The following is a 21,256-nucleotide window of genomic DNA, read 5'->3' as shown; positions in this document are numbered from 1 at the left end:
CACGCACGCTCGCTGCGTTGTCGGGGTCGCCCCGATACATCCAGTGTCGGGGCGACCCTCCGCCTTGCGATCGCACGCACCGGGCACCGCCGGGCCCGCCCTCCGGGCGGACGACGCTACTTTCACCAACGCCCTAGTGGGACGTGCCCGCGGTCGCCGGCGGGAGCTCCACCTCGACCCCGGGGTCGCCCGCGTCCGCCGTGTAGTCCTCCGGCCTGGTCTCGTCGACGCCCTCCGGGGCCTTCAGGGCCTTCAGGGCGAAGGTCAGGACCACCGTCACGGCCAGGTTGAGCACGAACGCCGTCAGGCCGATGTAGCCGATCTCGCCGATGCCCGGGATCTCCTTCGCCGAGCCGCCGAAGTGCTTCTGGGTCGGGGAGGCGACGCCGTACGCGGCGACCGTGCCGTAGATCATGCCGACCGCCCAGCCGGCGAGCAGGGCCCAGCGGTGGAACCACCGGGTGAAGAGGCCGCCGACCAGGGCCGGGAAGGTCTGCAGGATCCAGATGCCGCCCAGGAGCTGGAAGTTGATGGCGACGGTCTTGTCCATGGTGAGGACGAAGACCAGGGCCCCCACCTTCACCAGGAGGGAGACCAGCTTGGAGACCTTGGTCTCCTGCTCGGGCGTCGCGTCCGGCTTGATGAAGTCCTTGTAGATGTTGCGGGTGAAGAGGTTCGCGGCCGCGATCGACATGATGGCCGCCGGGACGAGCGCTCCGATGCCGATGGCCGCGAAGGCGACGCCCGCGAACCAGTCCGGGAACATGTTCTCGAACAGCTGCGGGATCGCCAGCTGGCCGTTCTGCACCTTCACGCCCGCCGCGATCGCCATGAACCCCAGCAGGGCCAGCAGGCCGAGCATCAGGGAGTACAGCGGCAGGATCGTGGTGTTGCGGCGGATCACCTCACGGCTCTTGGAGGAGAGGGTCGCGGTGATCGAGTGCGGGTACATGAAGAGCGCGAGCGCGGAGCCGAGGGCGAGCGTGGCGTACGTCCACTGGCCCGGTTCCGCCGGTGCCAGGGCGCCACGCGGCTTGCCCGTCGCCGGGTTGGTCTGGCTGAACGCCTCGCCCGCCTTGGCGAAGACGTCGTCGAAACCGCCCAGTTTGATCGGGATGTAGATGATCGCCACCGCGATGACGATGTAGATCAGCGTGTCCTTCACGAACGCGATCAGCGCGGGCGCCCGGAGACCGGAGGAGTAGGTGTACGCCGCCAGCACGCCGAACGCGATCAGCAGCGGCAGGTCCTTCACGAACCAGTTCGTGTTCTCGCCGCCGCCCACGCCCATCACGTCGAGGACGGCCTGGATGCCGACCAGCTGGAGCGCGATGTACGGCATCGTCGCGAGGATGCCGGTCAGCGCCACCGCCAGCGACAGGCCCTTCGAACCCCAGCGGCCGCGCACGAAGTCCGAGGTCGTCACGTACCCGTGCCGGTGCGAGACCGACCACAGGCGCGGCAGGAACGTGAAGATCAGCGGGTACACCAGGATCGTGTAGGGCACCGCGAAGAAGCCGGCCGCGCCCGCCGCGTAGATCGCCGCGGGCACGGCGACGAAGGTGTACGCCGTGTACAGGTCGCCGCCGAGCAGGAACCAGGTGATCCAGGTGCCGAACGACCGGCCGCCCAGGCCCCATTCGTCGAGGCTGTGTTCGTTCTCGGCCTTGCGCCAGCGCGCGGCCAGGAAGCCCATGGCCGTCACGGCCAGGAAGAAGAAGATGAAGACGCCGAGTGCGACGCCGTTCACGCCGTCGTTCATCGGCCGGCACCTCCCCGGCGCGTCCGCCGGTCACGCTGCCACAGCTTGTACGCGACCATCGTGAGCACGGTCGAGACCAGCACCCAGAGCATCTGGTACCAGTAGAAGAAGGGGATCCCGATGAACGCCGGGTCCACCTTCGCGTAGGAACCCACCCACAGCATCGCCACGAAGGGTGCGAGCAGACAGAGGCCGATGACGACGCGCAGAGGCGTCACCACCGGCTCCTTGGTCACTTCCGGGGATTCTGACATCGGCGGCTTCCGTCCCCTCACTGATCGCCTTGATCACCGTTGTAATGCGCAGGCAATGTAAGTGACGGGTAAGCCCAGCGGAAGACCCTCCACAGACTCTCTACTCGGCCGGCCGCTTCAGCCGTGCCACGAACTTGTAGCGGTCGCCCCGGTACACCGACCGCACCCACTCCACCGGCTGGCCGTCCTTGTCGAGCGAGTGGCGGGAGAGCATCAGCATCGGAAGGCCGACGTCGGTGCCGAGCAGGCCGGCCTCGCGCGGGGTGGCCAGGGAGGTCTCGATGGTCTCCTCGGCCTCGGCGAGATGGACGTCGTAGACCTCGGCGAGCGCCGTGTACAGGGACGTGTACTTGACCAGTGACCTGCGCAGGGCGGGGAAACGCTTCGCGGAGAGATGGGTGGTCTCGATGGCCATCGGCTCGCCGTTGGCCATGCGCAGCCGCTCGACGCGCAGCACGCGTCCGCCCGCGGTGATGTCGAGCAGACCGGCGAGGGTGTCGTCGGCGGTGATGTAACCGACGTCCAGCAACTGCGAGGTGGGTTCGAGGCCCTGCGCGCGCATGTCCTCGGTGTAGGAGGTGAGTTGCAGGGCCTGGGAGACCTTCGGCTTGGCGACGAACGTGCCCTTGCCCTGGATGCGCTCCAGCCGGCCCTCGACGACCAGCTCCTGCAGCGCCTGACGGACCGTCGTGCGGGAAGTGTCGAACTCGGCCGCCAGCGTCCGCTCCGGCGGGACGGGGGTGCCCGGGGCCTGGGTCTCCGTCATATCGAGCAAATGCTTCTTCAGGCGGTAGTACTTGGGCACGCGCGCGGTACGGACGGTCGTCCCACCCTCGTTCTCCGCACTGCTGACGTCGGTGGTCATGGCCTGCCTTCCCGGCTCCGGATGCGGGTCACATCGTGGCACGGATACGGCGGTGAGTGCCCCGCTGTTCCGTGATCCCCTCTGTATACCGTCGCAACCTTTGCTGGTCTAGTCCAACCGCCGAGTGGTCTAGCGGAGGCGCGGTCGCAGGTCTCGATGTTTTCGACGGTTTCTTACTTAAAGGTTCCTGCATATGTAGGTCGCATAACGGCTGGTCAAAGCGTTTTCGGCCACCCTTGACAGGCCTATTGGTCTGAGCCAAGCTCTGCGCACTGGTCTACACCATTGGTCCAGGTCCCGGCGTCGTGGCGCGGGGGGTGTGTGGGCATCCTGAGGAGGGTGGCGTGAAGCGCAAGCTGATAGCCGCGATCGGAATCGCGGGCATCATGATCTCCATCGCGGCGTGCGGGGACGACAAGGGCAGCGGGGACTCGAAGGGCTCCGACGCCAAGGAACTGACCGTCTGGCTGACGGTCGACGCCCAGAACAACTGGCCCGCGCTGGTGAAGGCGGCCGACGCGGCGATGGTGAAGAAGCACCCCGGCCTCAAGATCACCCATGAGTACTACGGCTGGCCCGACAAGAACGCCAAGCTCGACGCGGTCCTCGCCACCGACAAGGCGCCCGACGTGGTCGAGATGGGCAACACCGAGATGCTCAGCTACATGGTGAAGGGCGCCTTCGCCCCCCTCGACGCCTCGAAGTTCGACAACTCCTCCGCCTGGCTGGACGGCCTCAAGGCCTCGGTGACCTACGACGGCAAGATCTACGGCGTCCCGTACTACGCCGGCGGCCGGGTCGCCAACTGGCGCAAGGACGTCTTCGCCAAGGTGGGCGTGAAGTCCCCGCCGAAGACGTACGCCGAGCTGACCGACGCCCTGGACAAGGTCCAGAAGAAGGAGGGCGACAAGTTCTCCGCCTGGTACCAGCCCACCCGCGACTGGTACGCGGCCATGTCCTTCGTCTACGACGCCGGCGGCTCGATCGCCGTCGAGTCCGGCGGTCAGTGGAAGGGCAACCTCTCCTCCGCCGACTCCCTCAAGGGTCTGACCGAGTTCAAGAAGGTCGTCGACTCGTACATGCACGGCGACAAGACCAAGGACGAGTCCGACCGGTACATCGTCTACGGCCAGGGCAAGTCCGGCATGATCTTCGCCCCCGCCTGGGAGGGCGCGACCGCCGCGGCCAAGGAGAACGACAAGACCGGCAAGCTCGCGGGCAACGTCGAGAACTTCGTGATGCCCGGCCCGTCCGGCAAGAACCTCCCGGTCTTCCTGGGCGGCTCCGACCTCGCCGTCCCGGTGAAGTCGGACGCGCAGGACCTCGCCGCAGAGTGGATCAACGCCTTCACCGGCCCCTCCGGCCAGAAGGGTCTGATGGCCAAGGGCAACCTGCCCAACAACAAGACCGACCTCGCCACCCTCAAGAACGACCCGGCGACGGCCGTCCCGGCCACCGCGGCCGAGTCCAACTGGTTCGTCCCGATGGCCCCCGGCTGGGGCCAGGTCGAGAAGGCCCAGGTCCTGCAGAACATGCTGCAGAGCATCGGCACCGGCAAGAAGTCGGTCGAGGAGGCCGCGAAGGAAGCGGACGCCGCGATCGACAAGGTCATCAACACCAAGTGACCTGAAGGCGGCGCCCCGCCCTGTGCCGGGCGCCGCCTCCCGTACGACCCGAGGGACCGCTGAGGAGCGCGCGGATGAGTGCCGCAGACACGACCACCCCTGTCAAGGTGCCGCCGACGCGGCCGTCACCCCCACCACGGACCGAGGCGAGACAGCCCCGGGGGCGGCGGAAGACCTCCGCCACCACCCCCTGGCTGCTCCTCGCGCCCTGTCTGCTGATCCTCGCGCTGGTCATGGGCTATCCGCTGGTCCGCCTGGTGACGCTCTCCTTCCAGAAGTTCGGCCAGTCCCAGCTGTGGGGCTTCCAGCCGGCCGAGAACGTCGGCTTCGACAACTTCGCGGGCGTGCTGGGCGACGGCGAGTTCTGGCAGGTCGTCGTCCGCACGATCGTCTTCGCGGCCGGCTGCGTGATCCTCACGATGGTCCTCGGCATGCTGGTCGCGCTGCTGCTCCAGCGGGTCTCCGGCTGGGTGAAGACCCTCGTCAACATCGCGCTCGTGGCCAGCTGGGGCATGCCCGTCATCGTCGCCACCACCGTCTTCAAGTGGCTGTTCGACTCCGACTACGGCATCCTCAACGCGGTCCTGAGCAAGCTGCCCGGTGTCGAGCTGATCGGCCACAACTGGTTCGCCAGCGGACCGCAGGGCCTGGCCGTCATCATGCTGCTGGTGATCTGGGGCGCGGTCCCCTTCGTGGTCATCACGCTCAGCGCCGGCCTCACCCAGGTCCCGGCCGAACTGGAGGAGGCCGCCCGCCTCGACGGCGCCGGCTCCTGGGGCGTCTTCCGGTACGTCACCCTGCCCGTCCTCAAGCCGATCGTCGTGATGCTCACGACCCTCTCGGTCATCTGGGACATGGGCGTCTTCCCGCAGGTGTTCGTGATGCGCAACGGCCACCCCGAGCCCGAGTTCCAGCTCCTGACCACGTACTCCTACGACCGCGCCTTCGTCGTCAACGACTACGGCCAGGGCTCGGCGATAGCCCTGATCACCGTCCTGCTGCTGCTCGGCGTGGTCGCCGTCTACATGCGTCAGATGCTGAAGATCGGAGAAGTCGAATGAGCAGCATGAGTACGGTTTCCGCTCCGAGGCGGCCGAAGCTCGGCTGGAACCTCCTCGGCCTCCTCGTCTTCGCCGTCGTCGGCTTCCCCGTCTACTGGATGCTCAACACGGCGTTCAAGCCGGCGAAGGACGCGATCGACCCCGACCCGAGCCTGCTGCCGACGGGTGTCACGCTGTCCAACTTCCGTCGCGCGCTGGCCATCGCCGACTTCTGGGGCCCGGTCGGCCGCAGCCTGATCGTCTCCCTGGCGGTCGTGGCGATCGGCGTCGTCGTCGGCATGCTGGCCGCCCTCGCCATCTCCCGGTTCGCCTTCCGAGGCCGCAAGATCGTGATCGTGGGCATCCTCGCGGTCCAGATGGTCCCGCTGGTCGCGATGATCATCCCGGTCTTCCTGCTCCTGAACGACCTGGAGCAGTACGACAAGCTCTCCGGCCTGATCATCACCTACCTGACCTTCGTCCTGCCCTTCACGGTGTGGACCCTGCGCGGCTTCATCGTCAACATCCCGAAGGAACTGGAGGAGGCCGCGATGGTCGACGGCTGCAGCCGCACCGGCGCCTTCGTCCGTGTGGTCTTCCCCCTCCTCGCCCCCGGCATGGTCGCCACCTCGGTCTACGGCTTCATCCAGGCCTGGAACGAGTACCTGTACGCCCTGATGCTGCTCAGTCAGAAGAACCAGACCGCGACCGTCTGGCTCGGCAACTTCACCACCAAGCACGGCACCGAGTACGCCCCGATGATGGCCGGCGCCACCATGATGGCGATCCCCATCGTCGTCCTGTTCCTCCTCGTCCAGCGCAAGATGGCCGCGGGTCTGACCGCGGGCGCCGTGAAGGGATGACGCCCCCGATGACGACACTCGCCAGCGGCACCGACACGCTGACCCGGGACGCCCTGACGGTCCTCCAGCCCGGCTTCCCCGGCACCACCGCCCCCGACTGGCTGCTGCGCCGCCTCGGCGAGGGCCTGGCCTCGGTCGGCCTGTTCGGCCGCAACATCGCCTCCCCGGAACAACTCACCGCACTCACGGCCCAGTTGCGCGCGGAACGGGACGACGTCCTGGTCGCGATCGACGAGGAGGGCGGAGACGTCACGCGCCTGGAGGTGCGTACGGGCTCCAGCTTCCCCGGCAACCACGCGCTGGGCGCGGTGGACGACCCGGACCTGACCCGGGAGGTGGCGTACGAACTGGGACGCCGGCTCGCGGAGTGCGGGGTGAACCTGAACTGGGCCCCGTCGGCGGACGTGAACTCCAACCCCGCCAACCCGGTCATCGGCGTCCGCTCCTTCGGCGCCGACCCCGGCCTGGTCGCCCGCCACACCGCCGCCTACGTCACCGGCCTGCAGTCGGCGGGCGTGGCGGCCTGCACCAAGCACTTCCCGGGGCACGGCGACACGGCCGTCGACTCCCACCACGCGCTCCCGCGCATCGACGTACCGGCCGACGCCCTGGCGGAACGCGAACTGATCCCCTTCCTCGCGGCCATCGGGGCCGGCACCAGGGCGATCATGAGCGCGCACATCCTGGTCCCGGCCCTGGACCCCATCCGCCCGGCAACGTTGTCCCGTCCCGTCCTCACCGACCTCCTCCGCCGCGACCTCGGCTACCAGGGCCTGATCGTCACCGACGGCATGGAGATGCAGGCCATCGCCGCCACCTACGGCATCGAACGCGGCAGCGTCCTGGCGATCGCCGCCGGCGCCGACGCCATCTGCGTGGGCGGCGGCCTCGCCGACGACGCGACGGTACGCCGCCTCCGCGACGCCCTGATCACCGCCGTCCGCACCGGCGAGCTCCCCGAGGAGCGCCTGGCGGACGCGGCGGAACGGGTACGGGCCCTGGCCCGCTGGACGGGGGCGGCTCCCGAGCACACCGGTGGGGCCAGGCCGGACGTAGGCCTGCTGGCCGCCCGCCGCGCCCTCGGCGTCACCGGCGCCGGCACGTTCACCCCCCTCACCGAACCCCCGTACGTCGCCGCCCTCACCCCGGTCGCCAACATCGCCGTCGGTGACGAGACGCCGTGGGGCCTGGCACCCGAGCTGGCCCGGATCCTGCCCGGCACCATGACGGGGAGCTTCACCGGGGAGGACGCCGGACGGGCGGCGCTGGCCGCGGCGGGGGAGCGGCGCATCGTCGCCGTGCTCCGCGACGAGCACCGCCACCCCTGGATGACAGCGGCCCTGGACACCCTCCTGACGGCCCGCCCCGACACGATCGTGGTGGAGATGGGCGTCCCCCAGGCGTCCCCCCGCGGCGCCCTGCACATAGCGACCCACGGCGCGGCCCGTGTGTGCGGCCGGGCGGCGGCGGAGATCATCGCCGGAAAGTGAATCCCACGACACGAAAGGCGCCGGTTCCCTTTTCGGAACCGGCGCCCGCAGTGCTTCATCCCCGCGTCAAATTCCCTGCCACTCCGGCTTATTGGCATATGTGTGCCGGAAGTACTCCGCAAGCTTCAGCTTGGAAGCGGCCGCCTCGTCGACGACGACCGTCGCATGCGGATGCAGCTGCAATGCCGACGCCGGACACACCGCGGCAACCGGCCCTTCGACCGTCGCCGCGACCGCGTCGGCCTTGCCCTCCCCCGTGGCGAGCAGCACCAGGTGCCGCGCCTCCAGGATCGTGCCGATGCCCTGGGTGATGACGTGGTGCGGCACCTGCTCGATGTCCCCGTCGAAGAAGCGCGCGTTGTCCACCCGGGTCTGCTCGGTCAGCGTCTTGATCCGGGTCCGCGAGCGCAGCGACGAGCACGGCTCGTTGAAACCGATGTGCCCGTCGGTGCCGATCCCGAGCAGTTGGAGGTCCACCCCGCCGGCCGCGGCCAGCGCCGCGTCGTACGCCGCGCACGCCGCCTGGATGTCCACAGCCGTGCCGTCGGGCCCGAGGAACGCCTCCATGTCGATGCCGAGCGGCTCCAGCACCTCGCGCCGCAGCACCGAGCGGTAGGACTCGGGGTGCTCGGCGGGCAGCCCGACGTACTCGTCGAGCTGGGCGATCCGCGCTCGTGAGGTGTCCGTCTCGCCGGAGCGCACCTTGGCCGCGAGCGCCTGGTAGACGGGCAGCGGGGTGGAGCCGGTGGCCACGCCGAGCAGCGCGTCCGGCTTGCGCCGCAGCAGCCCCGCCATGGCCTCGGCGATCAGCTCGCCACCCGACTTGGCGTCCGGAACGATGACAACTTCCACGCTGGCCTGCCGTTCTGAGCTGAGTGGTTTAGACCAATCTAGCAGAGCGTCGTGAAATTGCCCCCCATATCTCATCCCTTGGAGGAACCCGCAGCGGCTAGGCTGCGTTATGCACGCGGGGGCATGGACACACCTTGTGGTCTAGTCCACAATGGTTCACGGGGGAACAACCCCGGAGGAACCACACGAGAACTTCCGTCTTCCCCGCACAGGAAGGCGGACCGAGGGTCCGGAGCTCTCTGCCCTGACTGCCCCGGCTCCTCACCTTCGGCCGACGGGACCGCACACCCCGTGGTCGATATTGCTCCGGGCTGCGGTGCCGGGAGGGTTGAGGGTCCCTCCCAGGCGCCGCGGCCCGCGGGTGTTTTTCGGACACGTCCCGGCGCCCGGGTACGCTCGCAGACGTGCCCTCCATGAACGAACTCGTACGCCAGCACACCGCACTCGACGACTCCGACCTCGAGTGGCTCCATCTGCTGGTCTCGGAGTGGCAGCTGCTCTCCGACCTCTCCTTCGCCGACCTGGTCCTGTGGGTCCCCACCAGCGACGGGACCCGCTATGTCTCCGTGGCCCAGATGCGCCCCAACACCGGCCCCACCTCCTACCAGGACGACATGGTCGGCCATCTGGTGCCGCGCGGCCGCCGCCCCCTCCTCGACGTCGCCCTCGACGAGGGCCGGATCGTGCGCGAGGGCGACCCGGAGTGGCGCGAGGAGGTCCCCGTCCGTGTCGAGTCCATCCCGGTACGGCGTGACGGGCGCGTCCTCGGGGTGATCGCCCGCAACACCAACCTGCTCACCGTGCGCACCCCGAGCCGGCTGGAGCTGACCTACCTCCAGAGCGCCTCCGACCTCGCGCAGATGATCGCGGCCGGTTCCTTCCCCTTCCCCAACCAGCAGATGGACATGGACGCCGCCCCGCGTGTCGGTGACGGCCTGATCCGCGTCGACGGCGACGGCATCGTCCAGTACGCCTCTCCGAACGCGCTGTCCGCCTACCACCGCCTCGGCCTCGCCTCCGACCTCGTCGGCCACCACCTGGGGCAGACCACCGCCGAACTCGCCCCCACCCGGGGCCCGGTGGACGAGGCGCTCGCCAAGGTCGCGAGCGGCTGGGCACCCCGCGAGTTCGAGATCGAGTCCAGCGACGGGGTCATCCAGTTCCGTACGATCCCGCTCAAGCCCAAGGGCACCCGCATCGGTTCGCTCGTCCTGCTCCGGGACGTCACCGAACTCCGTCGTCGCGAACGTGAGTTGATCACCAAGGACGCCACGATCCGGGAGATCCACCACCGGGTGAAGAACAACCTCCAGACGGTCGCCGCCCTGCTCCGCCTGCAGGCCCGTCGAATCGATTCCGAGCGCGGCCGGGAGGCTCTGGAGGAGGCGGTCCGCCGGGTCGGCTCGATCGCCATCGTGCACGAGACGCTCTCTCAGAACCTGGACGAGCGCGTGGAGTTCGACGAGATCGCCGACCGCGTCCTGGCGATGGTGGCGGAGATCTCGCCGGGCAAGGTGACCGGCCGGCGCAGCGGACGCTTCGGCATCCTGGACGCGGAGGTCGCCACCCCGCTGTCCATGGTCCTCACCGAGGTCCTCCAGAACGCCCTGGAGCACGGCTTCCGCGAGGGCGACACCGGCACGGTCGAGGTCTCGGCGGTCCGCGGCGGGACGACGAAGGAGGCCCGCCTGCTGGTCACCGTCCAGGACGACGGCGTGGGCCTGCCGGACGGCTTCGACCCGCACACCTCCGGCAACCTCGGCCTGCAGATCGTACGGACGCTGGTGGAGGGCGAGTTGGGCGGCAGCTTCGACATGGTCCCGGCACCGGAGCGCGGTACCCAGGTGATCCTGGACATCCCGGTGCGCGCGCAGAAGTAGGGGGAGAGGCGAGCCGGTAAGGGGGCGGCACGCAGCAAGAAGCCCCGGACCGTTCAGGGGTCCGGGGCTCGAATGCTCGTTGCCAGCGATTAGCTGCGCATCGGGGGTACTGCGCGCTGCGGCTCGGGGGCGGGAGAAGCGTACTCGCTGTACGCGCCGCCAAGCTCAGGCTGTGTGCGGGGCGGGTGTTGTCAGGCGGAGGCCTGACGGGCCCGGTTGCGGGCGGCGCGACGCTTCATGGCACGGCGCTCGTCCTCGCTGAGACCACCCCAGACGCCGGAGTCCTGGCCGGACTCGAGCGCCCACTGCAGACACTGCTCCATAACCGGGCAGCGACGGCAGACGGCCTTGGCTTCCTCGATCTGCAGCAGCGCAGGACCGGTGTTGCCGATGGGGAAGAAGAGCTCGGGGTCTTCCTCGCGGCAAACGGCGTTGTGACGCCAGTCCATGGCTGCTACCTCTCCTTGGTATTACGTGCAGGTTGCTTGTGAATGTGAACGCTTTCACGAATCCCTCAACAAGTGAAGGGCCAACCCGCCAGGTTCGCTGGCGTGGTCCTGTGGATTGAAGAGGGGTTCTGGTGATCAGTGGAGGCTGGTGTTGCGGGCCGTCCCGATCGCCACGTAGAGACTCGCAAACCTCAGCGGCGGATACAACCCCTTCCGGAAAGTTTTTTTTGATTCCTCGGTGTCGACTAGGTCACAGCCGTACTTCCATGGGGTGGACCCTGGCCTAAACGTTCGAGTGAAAGGACTTCAGCCCTTTCTGCTCACACAATCACACGCAGTGCACGGCGTACGCCTGTGAACGTCACGCTCGTACGCAGCCCGAGGTGGTCGCCGTCCATCTGGAGGGGCAGGGGCACCTTCGAATGCAAGGTGAACCGGTCCAGGTCGTGGAAGGAGTGGGCATGCTTCCCTTGTGGTCCCCGCTCGGGGGACGAAGTGAGCAACTGGGTGCCATACCGGGCAACCGCGGGCGTGGACAGACGGCTCAGACCGAGTACGTCGAGCCCCGTATCGAACGAGGCCTTAGGCGACGCGTACACCGGGCGATTGCCCAGATAGGTCCACGGAGCCGTGTTGCAGACTATGGAAAGCACCAAATCGGTCACCGGGTCCGCGTCCGGCCGTTCCAGCGTGATCGATCCGTGCCGGCGGTCCGGCTCTCCGAGGAGCTGACGCACGGCCTGCATGAGATAGAGGGCGTGCGTGGACCTTCTTCCCCGCTCCCGCTGCTGTTCGACCCGGCCGACGACTCCCGCGTCGAAGCCGAGCCCGGCGTTGAAGGTGAACCAGCGCGAGGGCACCGCCTCGTCCTCCGTGCCCGGCGTGCCGGAGGCGAGACCGAGGCCGACCGTGCGCTGGCTCCGCTCGCGCAGGGCGTCCAGCAGGGCGCCGGTGGCCTCAACGGGGTCGTTGGGCAGACCCAGGGCGCGGGCGAAGACATTCGTGGAGCCGCCGGGGACCACCGCGAGACCGGGCAGCCGGTCCGGCTCGGGGCCGGCGTGCAGAAGGCCGTTGACGACCTCGTTCACCGTGCCGTCGCCGCCGAGGGCCACCACCAGGTCGGTGTTCCCGCTCTCCGCCGCCTGCCGGCCGAGGTCGCGCGCGTGTCCGCGGTACTCCGTGGTGACCGCCTCCAGCTTCATCTCGCTGGCGAGCGCGTGGATGAGGACGTCACGCGTCCGTGCACTCGTAGTGGTGGCTGCCGGGTTGACCACGAGGAGTGCACGCATGAGTTGCAGCGTACCTACTGGGTGGTACCCGGGCACAGGCCGAGGTGGGGAAGCGGTAAGAGATCGGGCGTGAGCCTCGACACGGGCCCGCGCACGGGCGGGGCTACCCTTCAGAGGTGAGCAGTGAGCAGAGCCCCCTCGCCCCCGAAACCGCCCCGGACGCCACCGGTCCGCGGCCGCGCCGGCTGATCTACGCCGCCGCGCTGGCCGGCCTCGAGGGGCTGGCGCTGGTCGTCGGCGGGGTGTGGATTTCGGTCCTGGGGATCACCGGCGACCCGGACGACCGTCAGCAGGCCGTCACCGGCGGCGTGACCCTGATGGTGCTCGCGCTGCTGCCGCTCCTCGCCGCCCGTGGACTGCTCGGCCGGCGCAGCTGGAGCCGGGGGCCCGCCGTCATCACGCAGGTCATGGCGCTGCCGGTGGCCTACAACCTGTTGCAGGCCGACAGCATGGCGATCCCGGCGGGCATCGCCCTGGCGGTCGTCGCCGTCGCGGCGCTCGTCCTGCTCGTCAACGGCGAGACGACCCGGGCCCTCGGGATCCGGGGGCCCGGCAACCCGCCGAAGTAGCGGTCGCTCCGCGGGAAGGCCTCACCACCTCCCCCTAGCCCTACTCCTCGACCAGCAGCTTCTCCCGCAGCTGTGCCAGTGTGCGCGCCAGCAGCCGGGAGACGTGCATCTGCGAGATCCCGACCTCCTGCGCGATCTGCGACTGGGTCATGTTGCCGAAGAACCGCAGCAGCAGGATCCGCTTCTCGCGCGGCGGGAGGTCCTCCAGGAGCGGCTTGAGCGACTCCCGGTACTCGACGCCCTCCAGCGCCTCGTCCTCCGCGCCGAGGGTGTCGGCGACCGCGGGGGACTCGTCGTCGGTGTCGGGGACGTCCAGGGACAGCGTGGAGTACGCGTTGGCGGACTCCAGGCCCTCCAGGACCTCCTCCTCCGAGATGGCCAGTTTCTCGGCCAGCTCATGGACGGTGGGGGAGCGGCCGTGCTGCTGGGAGAGTTCCGCCGTCGCCGTGGTGAGCGCGAGGCGCAGCTCCTGGAGCCTGCGCGGGACACGCACCGCCCAGCCCTTGTCCCGGAAGTGCCGCTTGATCTCGCCGACGACCGTCGGGGTCGCGTACGTCGAGAACTCGACGCCGCGGTCCGGGTCGAAGCGGTCGACCGACTTGATCAGGCCGATGGTGGCGACCTGGGTGAGGTCGTCCAGCGGCTCGCCGCGGTTGCGGAAACGCCGCGCCAGGTGTTCGACGAGCGGAAGGTGCATACGGACCAGCTGGTTGCGCAGCTCCGCGTACTCGGGGCTGCCGTCCTTCAGCCCGCGCAGCTCGACGAACATCGCCCGCGCCCCGCTGCGATCCCCTTGCTCCCGGGGCTCCTGCTGGTTGCGGGGCTCCTGCTGGTTGCGTGGCTCGTGCTGCGTGCCCGGCACGCGGTGTTCGTCGTCTCGCTCGTGCTCGCTCATCGTCCCGCCCGTCGCCCTCTGTCGAGCCCTGTCCTCAGCCCGGCCGGGGGAGCCCCCGATCCGCCCCTCACGGGGCGGGTCCTGCACGGTATCCAGGTCCCGCCGCTGTCCCGGGGCATCCTCCGGATGCGGCCGGGCCTGCTCGGGAATGCCGTCGATACCGTCGATACCGTCCGCCGTCATGCGTCGGGAACCGCCCGGAGAGACTGAATCGTTCTCGGCCGGCAGCTCCCGTGTGCCGCGCTCTTCGTCCCGCACCGGCCCGTCCCCGTTCCTCACGCCGGCCCGGGTCCCGCGCCGCGCTGTTTGTAGAGGCTGATCGAAACGGTTTTGTCCTCGTCGACGGCGGAGGAGACCTTGCCCGCGAGGGCGGACAGCACGGTCCAGGCGAAGGTGTCCCGCGAGGGGGCATGTCCGTCGGTGGTCGGTGCCGAGACGGTGACCTCGAGCGAGTCGTCGACGAGCCGGAAGACACAACTGAGCACCGAGCCGGGCACGGCCTGCTGGAGCAGGATCGCGCAGGCCTCGTCCACCGCGATGCGCAGGTCCTCGATCTCGTCCAGGGTGAAGTCCAAACGGGCCGCGAGACCGGCCGTGGCCGTCCGCAGCACCGACAGGTAGGCACCCGCAGCCGGCAGCCGGACTTCCACGAAGTCCTGGGTCGCGGGCTCGCCTGCGATCTGGGACACCCTCACCTCCAAGGTGGTACAAGCTTTTCGGGGCCGAGGGTTGCCCCCCGGGGTAACGCGTGTGTGGTGCAGCGGTGACGCTATCGCGCTCTCACGTTTCTGTCCCTGGGACCCCAACCCCCTGGCGTCACTCACAGTAAAGCTGTGAACACGCTCCGTGTCTAGGGGGCTGCGGGCCCAAAAGGGAAGAGGGCGCGCCGGGTTGACGTACCCAGGCGTCAGATGGTCGAACCGTACCCGCCGGACGGCCTGACCGTCTCGGAAGTAGAACGTCCGGACCTCCTCAGATGTTCACACCAGGACGTGGTCGACGAAGCACCAACGCCAATTCTCCCCGGGCTCGAAGGTCCGCATCACGGGATGCCCGGTCTCCTTGTGGTGTTCCGTCGCGTGCCGGCTGGGCGAGGAGTCGCAGCAGCCGACGTGGCCGCACGTCAGGCACAGCCGCAACTGCACCGGGTGGGTGCCGTCACGCAGGCACTCCGGACACGTCTCGCCGAGCGGGACGGGTTCGGGGTCGGGCAGCGCGTCGGCGTGCGTGCACTGTTTCATGATTGCCAGATTACGACGGGCGTGCGGACGCCCGCGCGGAAAAACGAGGCGGGCGAGACATGGACGTGATGCCACTGCTGTTGCTGGTGGCGGGCAGCGCTGCGATCGCGGCGGCGGCCCGGCGCACCCCGGTGCCGGCCCCGCTGCTGCTGGTCGCGGTCGGCCTGGCGGTGTCGTACGTGCCCGGAGTCCCTGACTACACCCTGGACCCGGACGTCGTCCTGCCGCTGCTGCTGCCGCCGCTGCTGTACACCTCGGCCACCGACAGCTCCTACCTCGACCTGCGCGCCCAGCTCAGACCGGTGGCCCTGCTGTCGGTCGGCTACGTGCTCTTCGCGACGGTCGTCGTCGGCTGGGCCGCCTACCTGCTCGTCCCCGGACTTCCGCTGACCGCGGCGCTCGTGCTGGGCGCGGTGGTGGCTCCGCCGGACGCGGTCGCGGCGACGGCGGTGGCGCGCCGGGTCGGCCTGCCGTCCCGGATCACCACGATCCTCCAGGGGGAGTCCCTGCTGAACGACGCCACCGCGATCACCGCCTACAAGGTGGCCCTGGCGGTCGTGGTCGGCGAGGGCGCGTCCTGGGCGGGCGGCATCGAGGAGTTCCTGGTCGCGGCGGTCGGAGGGGTCGTCGCGGGCCTGATCCTCATGGCCCCGCTGCACTGGCTGCGCACCCACCTGAAGGAGCCCCTCCTCCAGAACACGCTCTCCCTGCTGATCCCGTTCGTCGCGTACGCGTCCGCCGAGCAGTTCCACGCCTCCGGCGTGCTCGCCGTGGTCGTCGTCGCCCTCTACCTCGGTCACCGCGCGTGGGAGGTCGACTTCGCCACCCGGCTCCAGGAGGAGGCGGTGTGGAAGATGGTCGCCTTCGTCCTGGAGTCGGCGGTCTTCGCCCTGATCGGCCTGCAACTGCCGGTGGTCCTCAGGGGCCTCGGTTCGTACGAGGGTGTGGAGGCCGCCTGGTACGCGGTCGCCCTCTTCCTCGTGGTCGTCGTCGCCCGCTTCCTGTGGGTCTATCCGGCGACCTTCCTGCCCTGGGCGCTGTCGGCACGCATCCGCTCGCGGGAGGAGAACCCCACCTGGCGGGGACCCTTCGTCATCGGCTGGGCCGGCATGCGGGGCGTGGTCTCGCTGGCCATCGCCTTCTCCATCCCGCTCACCGTGGAGGACGGCGCGCCCTTCCCGCGCCGCGACCTGATCCTCTTCCTGACGTTCACCACGGTCATCGGCACGCTGGTCGTCCAGGGCCTGACCCTGCCCCCGCTGATCCGCGTGCTGAAGTTCCCCGGGCCCGACCCGCAGGCCGCCACGCTCGCCGAGGCCAACGCCCAGGCGCAGGCCTCCCGCGTGGCCGAGGAGCGCCTGGAAGCCCTGCTGTCCGACGAGCGCAACGCCCTGCCCCCGCCGCTCGCCGACCGTCTGCGCGACGTCCTGGAACGCCGCCGCAACGCCGTCTGGGAGCGCCTCGGCCAGGTCAATCCGATCACCGGTGAGACCGTCGACGACACCTACCGCCGGCTGTCCCGCGAGATGATCAGCGCCGAGCGCACGATGTTCGTACGGCTGCGCGACGGCCGCTACATCGACGACGAGATGCTGCGGACCCTGCTGCGCCGACTGGACCTGGAGGAGGCGGCGGCCTACCGGGAGACGGCCTAGGACCGCACCGCAGCCCTGGCAGACTTCCTGCACACCCACAACCACCACCGCTGCCACACCGCACTCGGCGGCCGGCCACCCATCAGCCGTGTGAACAACGCTGCGGGTCACAACACGCCCTAGAGGTGCGGTGTCGGGTTCGGATCGCTCAGACGGTGAAGGGTGATCCGGTCACCACCGCCGCGAGGCGGGTCCCGCGCGGGAAGGCGCCCTCCTCGGTGAGGGCGACCAGTCCGTAGAGCAACTTGGCGACATAGAGACGTTCGACCGGAACGCCGTGCCGGCGCTCGAAGTCCTCGGCGAAGGCGTCGAGCTCGGGGGTGACCCGGGCGTATCCGCCGAAGTGGAAGCGCTCGTCGAGGTCCCACGCGCGCGTGGGAGCGCCGAAGGCCTCGGTCTGCAGGGCCCGTATGCCGTCGCCCAGGAAGCCGCCCTTGAGGACCGGTATGCCCAGGGCCCGCTGTCCGGGGCCGAGGCCGGCGGCCAGGCCCGCGAGGGTGCCGCCGGTGCCGCAGGCGAGGGCGACGACATCGGCGCGGCCGCGCAGCTCCGCGCCGAGGGCCCGGCAGCCGCGGACGGCGAGCGCGTTGCTGCCGCCCTCGGGGACGACGTACGCCTCCTCGGCGCCGACCGCGGCCGAGAGCTTCCGGAGCACGTCCGGCTCGGCCTTGCGGCGGTAGGTGGAGCGGTCCACGAAGTGCAGCCGCATACCGTCGGCCGCGCACCGGGCGAGCGAGGGGTTCAGCGGTCGGCCGGACAGCTCGTCACCGCGCACCACGCCCACCGTGGACAGTCCCAGCAGCAGGCCGCCGGCGGCCGTGGCGCGCAGGTGGTTGGAGTAGGCGCCGCCGAAGGTGAGGACCGTGCGCCCGGCCGCCGCCTCCAGATTGGGCACCAGCTTGCGCCACTTGTTGCCGATCAGCTCCGGATGGATCAGGTCGTCCCGCTTCAGCAGCAGCCGTACGCCGTGCCGTGCGAACCGGTCGTCGGCCACTTCCTGGAGCGGGGAGGGCAGACGGGGGCGCAGATCGGTCACCCGCCCATTGTCGAACACCGATCGCGGAACCGGCCTGCTTCCCCGGCCCGTGATGATCCATTCCCGCTCTTTCGGGTAATAGCACGAGCACACACCGTGATGGAAGCCTGGTGCACGTACCAGTGCACCGGCGCAGTTCGGCGCCCGTGCGTGATTCGGGAGGGCATTTCTCCATGTCGGTAGGCGAAGAGGTCCGCACGGATTCGGTCAAGCCGCAGCAGAGTCTCGGCACCGCGGCCGCGCGGAACCTGGCCACCACGACCAAGTCCGCACCGCAGATGCAGGAGATCAGCTCCCGCTGGCTGCTGCGGAACCTGCCCTGGGTCGATGTGAAGGGTGGTACGTACCGGGTCAACAGGCGGCTCACGTACGCGGTCGGGGACGGCCGCATCACGTTCGTCAAGACCGGCGACCGTGTCGAGGTGATCCCGGCCGAACTGGGCGAACTGCCGGCGCTGCGCGACTTCGAGGACGAGGAGGTGCTGTCGGAGCTCGCCTCCCGCTGCCGGCAGCGGGAGTACGCCGCGGGCGAGGTCATCACCTCCTTCGGCACCCAGACCGACGAGGTCTATCTGCTGGCCCACGGCAGGATCGAGAAGGTCGGCACCGGCCCCTACGGCGACGACCAGGTCCTCGGCGTCCTCGCCGACGGCGCGTACTTCGGCGAGCACGCCCTGCTCGACGCCGACCCCATCTGGGAGTACACCGCCCGAACCGTCACGGCGACCACGGTCCTGATCCTCTCCCGTCAGGACGTCGAGCAGGTCGCGGAGCGCGCCGACTCCCTGCGCGAGCACCTCCAGCGGCAGCGCGCGATCCCCGAGCAGCGCACCAACAAGTACGGCGAGAAGGCCGTCGACCTGGCCGCGGGCCACGCCGGTGAACCGGACATCCCGCACACCTTCGTGGACTACGACGCCCGTCCGCGCGAGTACGAACTGAGCATCGCCCAGACCGTGCTGCGCATCCACACACGCGTGGCGGACCTCTACAACCAGCCCATGAACCAGACCGAACAGCAGCTGCGGCTGACGGTCGAGGCGATCAAGGAGCGCCAGGAGCACGAGCTGGTCAACAACCGGGAGTTCGGGCTGCTCCACAACTGCGAGTACGACCAGCGGCTCCAGCCGCACGACGGTGTGCCGAGCCCCGACGACCTGGACGAGCTGCTCAGCAGGCGGCGCGGCACCAAGATGCTCCTCGCCCACCCGCGCGCCATCTCGGCGATCGGCCGCGAGCTCAACAAGCGCGGGCTCGTGCCCGAGACGATCGACGTCGGCGGCAACCGGATCCCCACCTGGCGCGGAGTGCCGATCTATCCGTGCAACAAGATCCCGGTCAGCGAGGCCCGCACCAGCTCGATCATCGCCATGCGTCTCGGCGAGCAGGACCAGGGCGTCATCGGCCTGCGCCAGTCCGGCATCCCGGACGAGATCGAGCCGAGCCTGTCCGTGCGGTTCATGGGCATCAACGAACAGGCCATCATCAAGTACCTGGTGACCGCCTACTACTCGGCGGCGGTCCTGGTGCCGGACGCGCTGGGCGTACTGGAGAACGTCGAGATCGGCCGCTGGCGGTGACCTTCGCCACCAGGCCGTACGGGATGCGGGACAGGCGGACGTCCATCGGGAGCCGGGGGGACAGCCGGGCGGCGGCCGGACCGGCGGCGTGCGACGGGCAGGAGGCGGCGGCGATCCTGGAGCGCGCCCGGGTGGCGGTCGATCCCGAACTGCGCGCGGCCGTCGACGCCTTGCCCTCCTCGATGCGCCGGATCGCGCGCTATCACTTCGGCTGGGAGCACGCCGACGGCACCTCGGCCGAGGGCAACGCGGGCAAGGCGATCCGTCCCGCGCTCGTCCTCGCCGCGGCCGCCGCGCTGGGCGGACCGGCGGACCCGCCCGCCGCCGTCCGGGCCGCCGCGGCGGTCGAACTGGTCCACAACTTCACGCTGTTGCACGACGACGTGATGGACCGGGACACCACCCGCCGGCACCGCCCCACCGCCTGGAGGGTCTTCGGCGACGCCGACGCGATCCTCGCGGGGGACGCCCTCCAGGCGCTGGCCCTCGGCATGCTCGCCGGGGACCCGCACCCGGCGTCCTCGGCGGCCGTGGCCCGGCTCGCGGCCTGTGTGGTCGAACTCTGCGAGGGCCAGCAGGCCGACACGGCCATGGAGAAGCGCGGCCCGGCCGAGGTCACCCTCGACGAGGTGCTCGCCATGGCCGAGGCCAAGACGGGCGCGCTGCTCGGGTGCGCCTGCGCGGTGGGCGCGCTGTACGCGGGCGCGGCGGACGAGGACGTCGAGGCGCTGGACGCGTTCGGCCGGGAGGCCGGGCTCGCCTTCCAGCTCATCGACGACGTCATCGGCATATGGGGCGACCCGCGGTACACCGGCAAGCCGGCCGGCGCGGATCTCGCCGTCCGCAAGAAGTCCCTGCCGGTGGTGGCCGCCCTGGCCTCCGGCACCCCGGCCGCCGCGGAACTGGCCGGGCTCTACGCGGCCCCGTACCAGCCGGCCGACCTGGACCGCACGGCCCTGGCCGTCGAACGGGCCGGTGGCCGCGCCTGGGCCCAGGACCAGGCGGCCGAGCGGATGTCCCGCGCGATGGACGAACTGGCCCGGGCCATCCCGGACCCGGAGTCGGCGGGCGGCCTGCTGGCCCTGGCGGAGTTCGTGACGCGGCGCAGCGCGTAGTCGTCGTGCGGCGCCCGGTGCAGACCCCGGTGGGTCCCGCGCATCCCCACGGTGTGCGGGGCCGACCGGCGTCTGCGCCGGACCGGTCCGGCGCGCTTCGGACGTACAGAAGGGAGCACTGACGGCCGGTCCGCCCTACCCTGATGGCATGGACAGAGAACAACGCGTCTGTCCGGTCTGCGGGCAGCCCGTCCAGTCCGTCGTCCGGCGCCACAAGACCCTGGGCGCGTGGGTCCCGCGCTGGGTGCCGGGCCCGTGCCACAACCCGGAATGCGAGGCGTACGTCGCGGAGGGCGCTCCCGTCCCTCGTGAGCGCGAGGAGCACGACGCCCGGGCCGAGCCGACCGGCTAGCGTGCCTCCATGACCGAACCCCACATCCTCCACATCACCGAACGCGCGCTCTGGGCGGCGGCCCGCGAACAGGGCGCGTACGACTGGTCCACGCGTGGCCGCACCCTCGCGGAGGAGGGCTTCATCCACTGCTCCACCCGAGCCCAGCTCCCCAAGGTGGCCGCCTTCCTCTACGGCTCCTACGACGGCCCCGACGACCTGGTGGTCCTCGTCGTGGATCCCGCCCGGCTGGACGTCCCGCTGAGGTATGAGGCCCCGGAGCCCGGCGGTGAGGAGTTCCCGCACGTGTACGGGCCGATCCCGGTGGACGCCGTGGTGGACGTGGAAAGCTGGGGGTGACGGGGCACCCCTAGCTTGATCTTTAACCTGTGCGGCGGGGTCGTGGGGTTGTTGACTTCTTGGTTCGCTGTTTCGTAGTGCCTGGTTTGCGGACGGTGTGCACGT

At 69.9% G+C, this 21,256-nt stretch carries 21 protein-coding genes; 11 read left to right on the top strand and 10 right to left on the bottom strand.

Annotated features, from left to right (window positions below; all coding sequences use genetic code 11):
- Positions 1 to 133: 133 nt before the first annotated feature.
- The 3 genes from mctP to ACIBVL_RS35875 form a co-directional block, all read right to left on the bottom strand.
- On the bottom strand, positions 134 to 1,762 hold the full coding sequence (gene mctP / locus ACIBVL_RS35885) for a monocarboxylate uptake permease MctP (protein WP_399104113.1): 1,629 nt from the start codon (positions 1,760 to 1,762) through the stop codon (positions 134 to 136).
- Positions 1,759 to 2,016 (bottom strand): DUF3311 domain-containing protein, encoded by a 258-nt coding sequence (locus ACIBVL_RS35880; RefSeq protein ID WP_399104111.1) that lies wholly within the window; start codon positions 2,014 to 2,016, stop codon positions 1,759 to 1,761. Before ACIBVL_RS35880 ends, mctP begins: the two co-directional genes overlap by 4 nt.
- A 100-nt stretch (positions 2,017 to 2,116) precedes the next feature.
- A complete protein-coding gene (locus ACIBVL_RS35875; RefSeq protein ID WP_399104109.1) occupies positions 2,117 to 2,881 on the bottom strand; it encodes a GntR family transcriptional regulator in 765 nt (254 codons plus the stop codon).
- A gap of 344 nt (positions 2,882 to 3,225) precedes the next feature.
- Between ACIBVL_RS35875 and ACIBVL_RS35870 the strand changes: the two genes are divergently transcribed.
- The 4 genes from ACIBVL_RS35870 (at position 3,226) to ACIBVL_RS35855 (ending at position 7,899) form a co-directional block, all read left to right on the top strand.
- On the top strand, positions 3,226 to 4,506 hold the full coding sequence (locus ACIBVL_RS35870; protein ID WP_399104107.1) for an extracellular solute-binding protein: 1,281 nt from the start codon (positions 3,226 to 3,228) through the stop codon (positions 4,504 to 4,506).
- A gap of 74 nt (positions 4,507 to 4,580) precedes the next feature.
- Positions 4,581 to 5,567, top strand: a complete 987-nt coding sequence (locus ACIBVL_RS35865) for a carbohydrate ABC transporter permease (RefSeq protein WP_399104104.1) — start codon at positions 4,581 to 4,583, stop codon at positions 5,565 to 5,567.
- Positions 5,568 to 5,572: 5 nt separating this feature from the next.
- Positions 5,573 to 6,409: a carbohydrate ABC transporter permease gene (locus tag ACIBVL_RS35860; protein ID WP_399104102.1), complete on the top strand. Its 837-nt coding sequence runs from the start codon at positions 5,573 to 5,575 to the stop codon at positions 6,407 to 6,409.
- 8 nt (positions 6,410 to 6,417) lie between these two features.
- Positions 6,418 to 7,899, top strand: a complete 1,482-nt coding sequence (locus ACIBVL_RS35855) for a glycoside hydrolase family 3 protein (protein ID WP_399104100.1) — start codon at positions 6,418 to 6,420, stop codon at positions 7,897 to 7,899.
- Positions 7,900 to 7,965: 66 nt separating this feature from the next.
- On the opposite strand, the gene nagB is transcribed toward ACIBVL_RS35855, so the two are convergent.
- A complete protein-coding gene (gene nagB, locus ACIBVL_RS35850) occupies positions 7,966 to 8,751 on the bottom strand; it encodes a glucosamine-6-phosphate deaminase (RefSeq protein WP_399104098.1) in 786 nt (261 codons plus the stop codon).
- A 413-nt stretch (positions 8,752 to 9,164) separates the two neighbouring features.
- Between nagB and ACIBVL_RS35845 the strand changes: the two genes are divergently transcribed.
- Positions 9,165 to 10,631, top strand: coding sequence for a sensor histidine kinase (locus ACIBVL_RS35845; RefSeq protein ID WP_399104371.1), 1,467 nt, complete (start codon positions 9,165 to 9,167; stop codon positions 10,629 to 10,631).
- Between the two features lie 191 nt (positions 10,632 to 10,822).
- Here ACIBVL_RS35845 and ACIBVL_RS35840 read toward each other — a convergent pair whose 3' ends face one another.
- Positions 10,823 to 11,080, bottom strand: coding sequence for a WhiB family transcriptional regulator (locus ACIBVL_RS35840; RefSeq protein ID WP_016639615.1), 258 nt, complete (start codon positions 11,078 to 11,080; stop codon positions 10,823 to 10,825).
- A gap of 320 nt (positions 11,081 to 11,400) precedes the next feature.
- The gene (locus ACIBVL_RS35835) at positions 11,401 to 12,369 is read right to left on the bottom strand and encodes a diacylglycerol/lipid kinase family protein (protein ID WP_399104096.1); all 969 of its coding nucleotides are present in this window, start codon (positions 12,367 to 12,369) and stop codon (positions 11,401 to 11,403) included.
- Positions 12,370 to 12,485: 116 nt separating this feature from the next.
- Here ACIBVL_RS35835 and ACIBVL_RS35830 point away from each other — a divergent pair, with 116 nt between their 5' ends.
- Complete coding sequence (locus tag ACIBVL_RS35830; protein WP_399104094.1) at positions 12,486 to 12,938, top strand: hypothetical protein; 453 nt, start codon at positions 12,486 to 12,488, stop codon at positions 12,936 to 12,938.
- Between the two features lie 40 nt (positions 12,939 to 12,978).
- Here the strand turns inward: ACIBVL_RS35830 and ACIBVL_RS35825 are convergent, their stop codons facing one another.
- The 3 genes from ACIBVL_RS35825 to ACIBVL_RS35815 all read right to left on the bottom strand — a co-directional run bounded on the left by ACIBVL_RS35825 (position 12,979) and on the right by ACIBVL_RS35815 (position 15,074).
- Positions 12,979 to 14,112, bottom strand: a complete 1,134-nt coding sequence (locus tag ACIBVL_RS35825) for a SigB/SigF/SigG family RNA polymerase sigma factor (RefSeq protein WP_399104092.1) — start codon at positions 14,110 to 14,112, stop codon at positions 12,979 to 12,981.
- On the bottom strand, positions 14,109 to 14,522 hold the full coding sequence (locus ACIBVL_RS35820; RefSeq protein WP_004925829.1) for an anti-sigma regulatory factor: 414 nt from the start codon (positions 14,520 to 14,522) through the stop codon (positions 14,109 to 14,111). Before ACIBVL_RS35820 ends, ACIBVL_RS35825 begins: the two co-directional genes overlap by 4 nt.
- Before the next feature lie 291 nt (positions 14,523 to 14,813).
- A complete protein-coding gene (locus tag ACIBVL_RS35815) occupies positions 14,814 to 15,074 on the bottom strand; it encodes a UBP-type zinc finger domain-containing protein (protein ID WP_399104090.1) in 261 nt (86 codons plus the stop codon).
- 59 nt (positions 15,075 to 15,133) lie between these two features.
- On the opposite strand from ACIBVL_RS35815, the gene ACIBVL_RS35810 reads away from it, so the two are divergent.
- Positions 15,134 to 16,729: a Na+/H+ antiporter gene (locus ACIBVL_RS35810; protein ID WP_399104088.1), complete on the top strand. Its 1,596-nt coding sequence runs from the start codon at positions 15,134 to 15,136 to the stop codon at positions 16,727 to 16,729.
- Positions 16,730 to 16,877: 148 nt separating this feature from the next.
- Here ACIBVL_RS35810 and ACIBVL_RS35805 read toward each other — a convergent pair whose 3' ends face one another.
- Positions 16,878 to 17,765 carry a 1-aminocyclopropane-1-carboxylate deaminase/D-cysteine desulfhydrase gene (locus ACIBVL_RS35805; protein ID WP_399104086.1) on the bottom strand — a complete coding sequence of 296 codons (888 nt, stop codon included), beginning with the start codon at positions 17,763 to 17,765 and terminating at the stop codon, positions 16,878 to 16,880.
- Between the two features lie 173 nt (positions 17,766 to 17,938).
- Here ACIBVL_RS35805 and ACIBVL_RS35800 point away from each other — a divergent pair, with 173 nt between their 5' ends.
- The 4 genes from ACIBVL_RS35800 to ACIBVL_RS35785 all read left to right on the top strand — a co-directional run bounded on the left by ACIBVL_RS35800 (position 17,939) and on the right by ACIBVL_RS35785 (position 21,151).
- Positions 17,939 to 19,345, top strand: coding sequence for a family 2B encapsulin nanocompartment shell protein (locus tag ACIBVL_RS35800; protein WP_399104084.1), 1,407 nt, complete (start codon positions 17,939 to 17,941; stop codon positions 19,343 to 19,345).
- A 23-nt stretch (positions 19,346 to 19,368) separates the two neighbouring features.
- Positions 19,369 to 20,460, top strand: coding sequence for a family 2 encapsulin nanocompartment cargo protein polyprenyl transferase (locus ACIBVL_RS35795; protein ID WP_399104082.1), 1,092 nt, complete (start codon positions 19,369 to 19,371; stop codon positions 20,458 to 20,460).
- Positions 20,461 to 20,608: 148 nt separating this feature from the next.
- The gene (locus ACIBVL_RS35790) at positions 20,609 to 20,812 is read left to right on the top strand and encodes a hypothetical protein (RefSeq protein WP_399104080.1); all 204 of its coding nucleotides are present in this window, start codon (positions 20,609 to 20,611) and stop codon (positions 20,810 to 20,812) included.
- A gap of 9 nt (positions 20,813 to 20,821) precedes the next feature.
- Positions 20,822 to 21,151 carry a DUF952 domain-containing protein gene (locus ACIBVL_RS35785; RefSeq protein WP_399104078.1) on the top strand — a complete coding sequence of 110 codons (330 nt, stop codon included), beginning with the start codon at positions 20,822 to 20,824 and terminating at the stop codon, positions 21,149 to 21,151.
- The last annotated feature ends 105 nt before the right edge of the window (positions 21,152 to 21,256 follow it).

The organism is Streptomyces sp. NPDC049687 (genome assembly GCF_044465285.1).
Classification (GTDB): domain Bacteria; phylum Actinomycetota; class Actinomycetes; order Streptomycetales; family Streptomycetaceae; genus Streptomyces.
The sequence above is the reverse complement of the archived record's forward strand: the minus strand, read 5'-3'. Positions and strand labels throughout refer to the sequence as shown.

Coding starts and splice junctions, on each gene's coding strand:
- ACIBVL_RS35795 (WP_399104082.1), top strand. CDS start 19,369: ATGCGGGACAGGCGGACGTCCATCGGGAGCCGGGGGGACAGCCGGGCG.
- ACIBVL_RS35855 (WP_399104100.1), top strand. CDS start 6,418: ATGACGACACTCGCCAGCGGCACCGACACGCTGACCCGGGACGCCCTG.
- mctP (WP_399104113.1), bottom strand. CDS start 1,762: ATGAACGACGGCGTGAACGGCGTCGCACTCGGCGTCTTCATCTTCTTC.
- ACIBVL_RS35860 (WP_399104102.1), top strand. CDS start 5,573: ATGAGTACGGTTTCCGCTCCGAGGCGGCCGAAGCTCGGCTGGAACCTC.
- ACIBVL_RS35880 (WP_399104111.1), bottom strand. CDS start 2,016: ATGTCAGAATCCCCGGAAGTGACCAAGGAGCCGGTGGTGACGCCTCTG.
- ACIBVL_RS35865 (WP_399104104.1), top strand. CDS start 4,581: ATGAGTGCCGCAGACACGACCACCCCTGTCAAGGTGCCGCCGACGCGG.
- ACIBVL_RS35800 (WP_399104084.1), top strand. CDS start 17,939: ATGTCGGTAGGCGAAGAGGTCCGCACGGATTCGGTCAAGCCGCAGCAG.
- ACIBVL_RS35790 (WP_399104080.1), top strand. CDS start 20,609: ATGGACAGAGAACAACGCGTCTGTCCGGTCTGCGGGCAGCCCGTCCAG.
- ACIBVL_RS35785 (WP_399104078.1), top strand. CDS start 20,822: ATGACCGAACCCCACATCCTCCACATCACCGAACGCGCGCTCTGGGCG.
- ACIBVL_RS35845 (WP_399104371.1), top strand. CDS start 9,165: ATGAACGAACTCGTACGCCAGCACACCGCACTCGACGACTCCGACCTC.
- ACIBVL_RS35875 (WP_399104109.1), bottom strand. CDS start 2,881: ATGACCACCGACGTCAGCAGTGCGGAGAACGAGGGTGGGACGACCGTC.
- ACIBVL_RS35840 (WP_016639615.1), bottom strand. CDS start 11,080: ATGGACTGGCGTCACAACGCCGTTTGCCGCGAGGAAGACCCCGAGCTC.
- ACIBVL_RS35835 (WP_399104096.1), bottom strand. CDS start 12,369: ATGCGTGCACTCCTCGTGGTCAACCCGGCAGCCACCACTACGAGTGCA.
- ACIBVL_RS35815 (WP_399104090.1), bottom strand. CDS start 15,074: ATGAAACAGTGCACGCACGCCGACGCGCTGCCCGACCCCGAACCCGTC.
- ACIBVL_RS35810 (WP_399104088.1), top strand. CDS start 15,134: ATGGACGTGATGCCACTGCTGTTGCTGGTGGCGGGCAGCGCTGCGATC.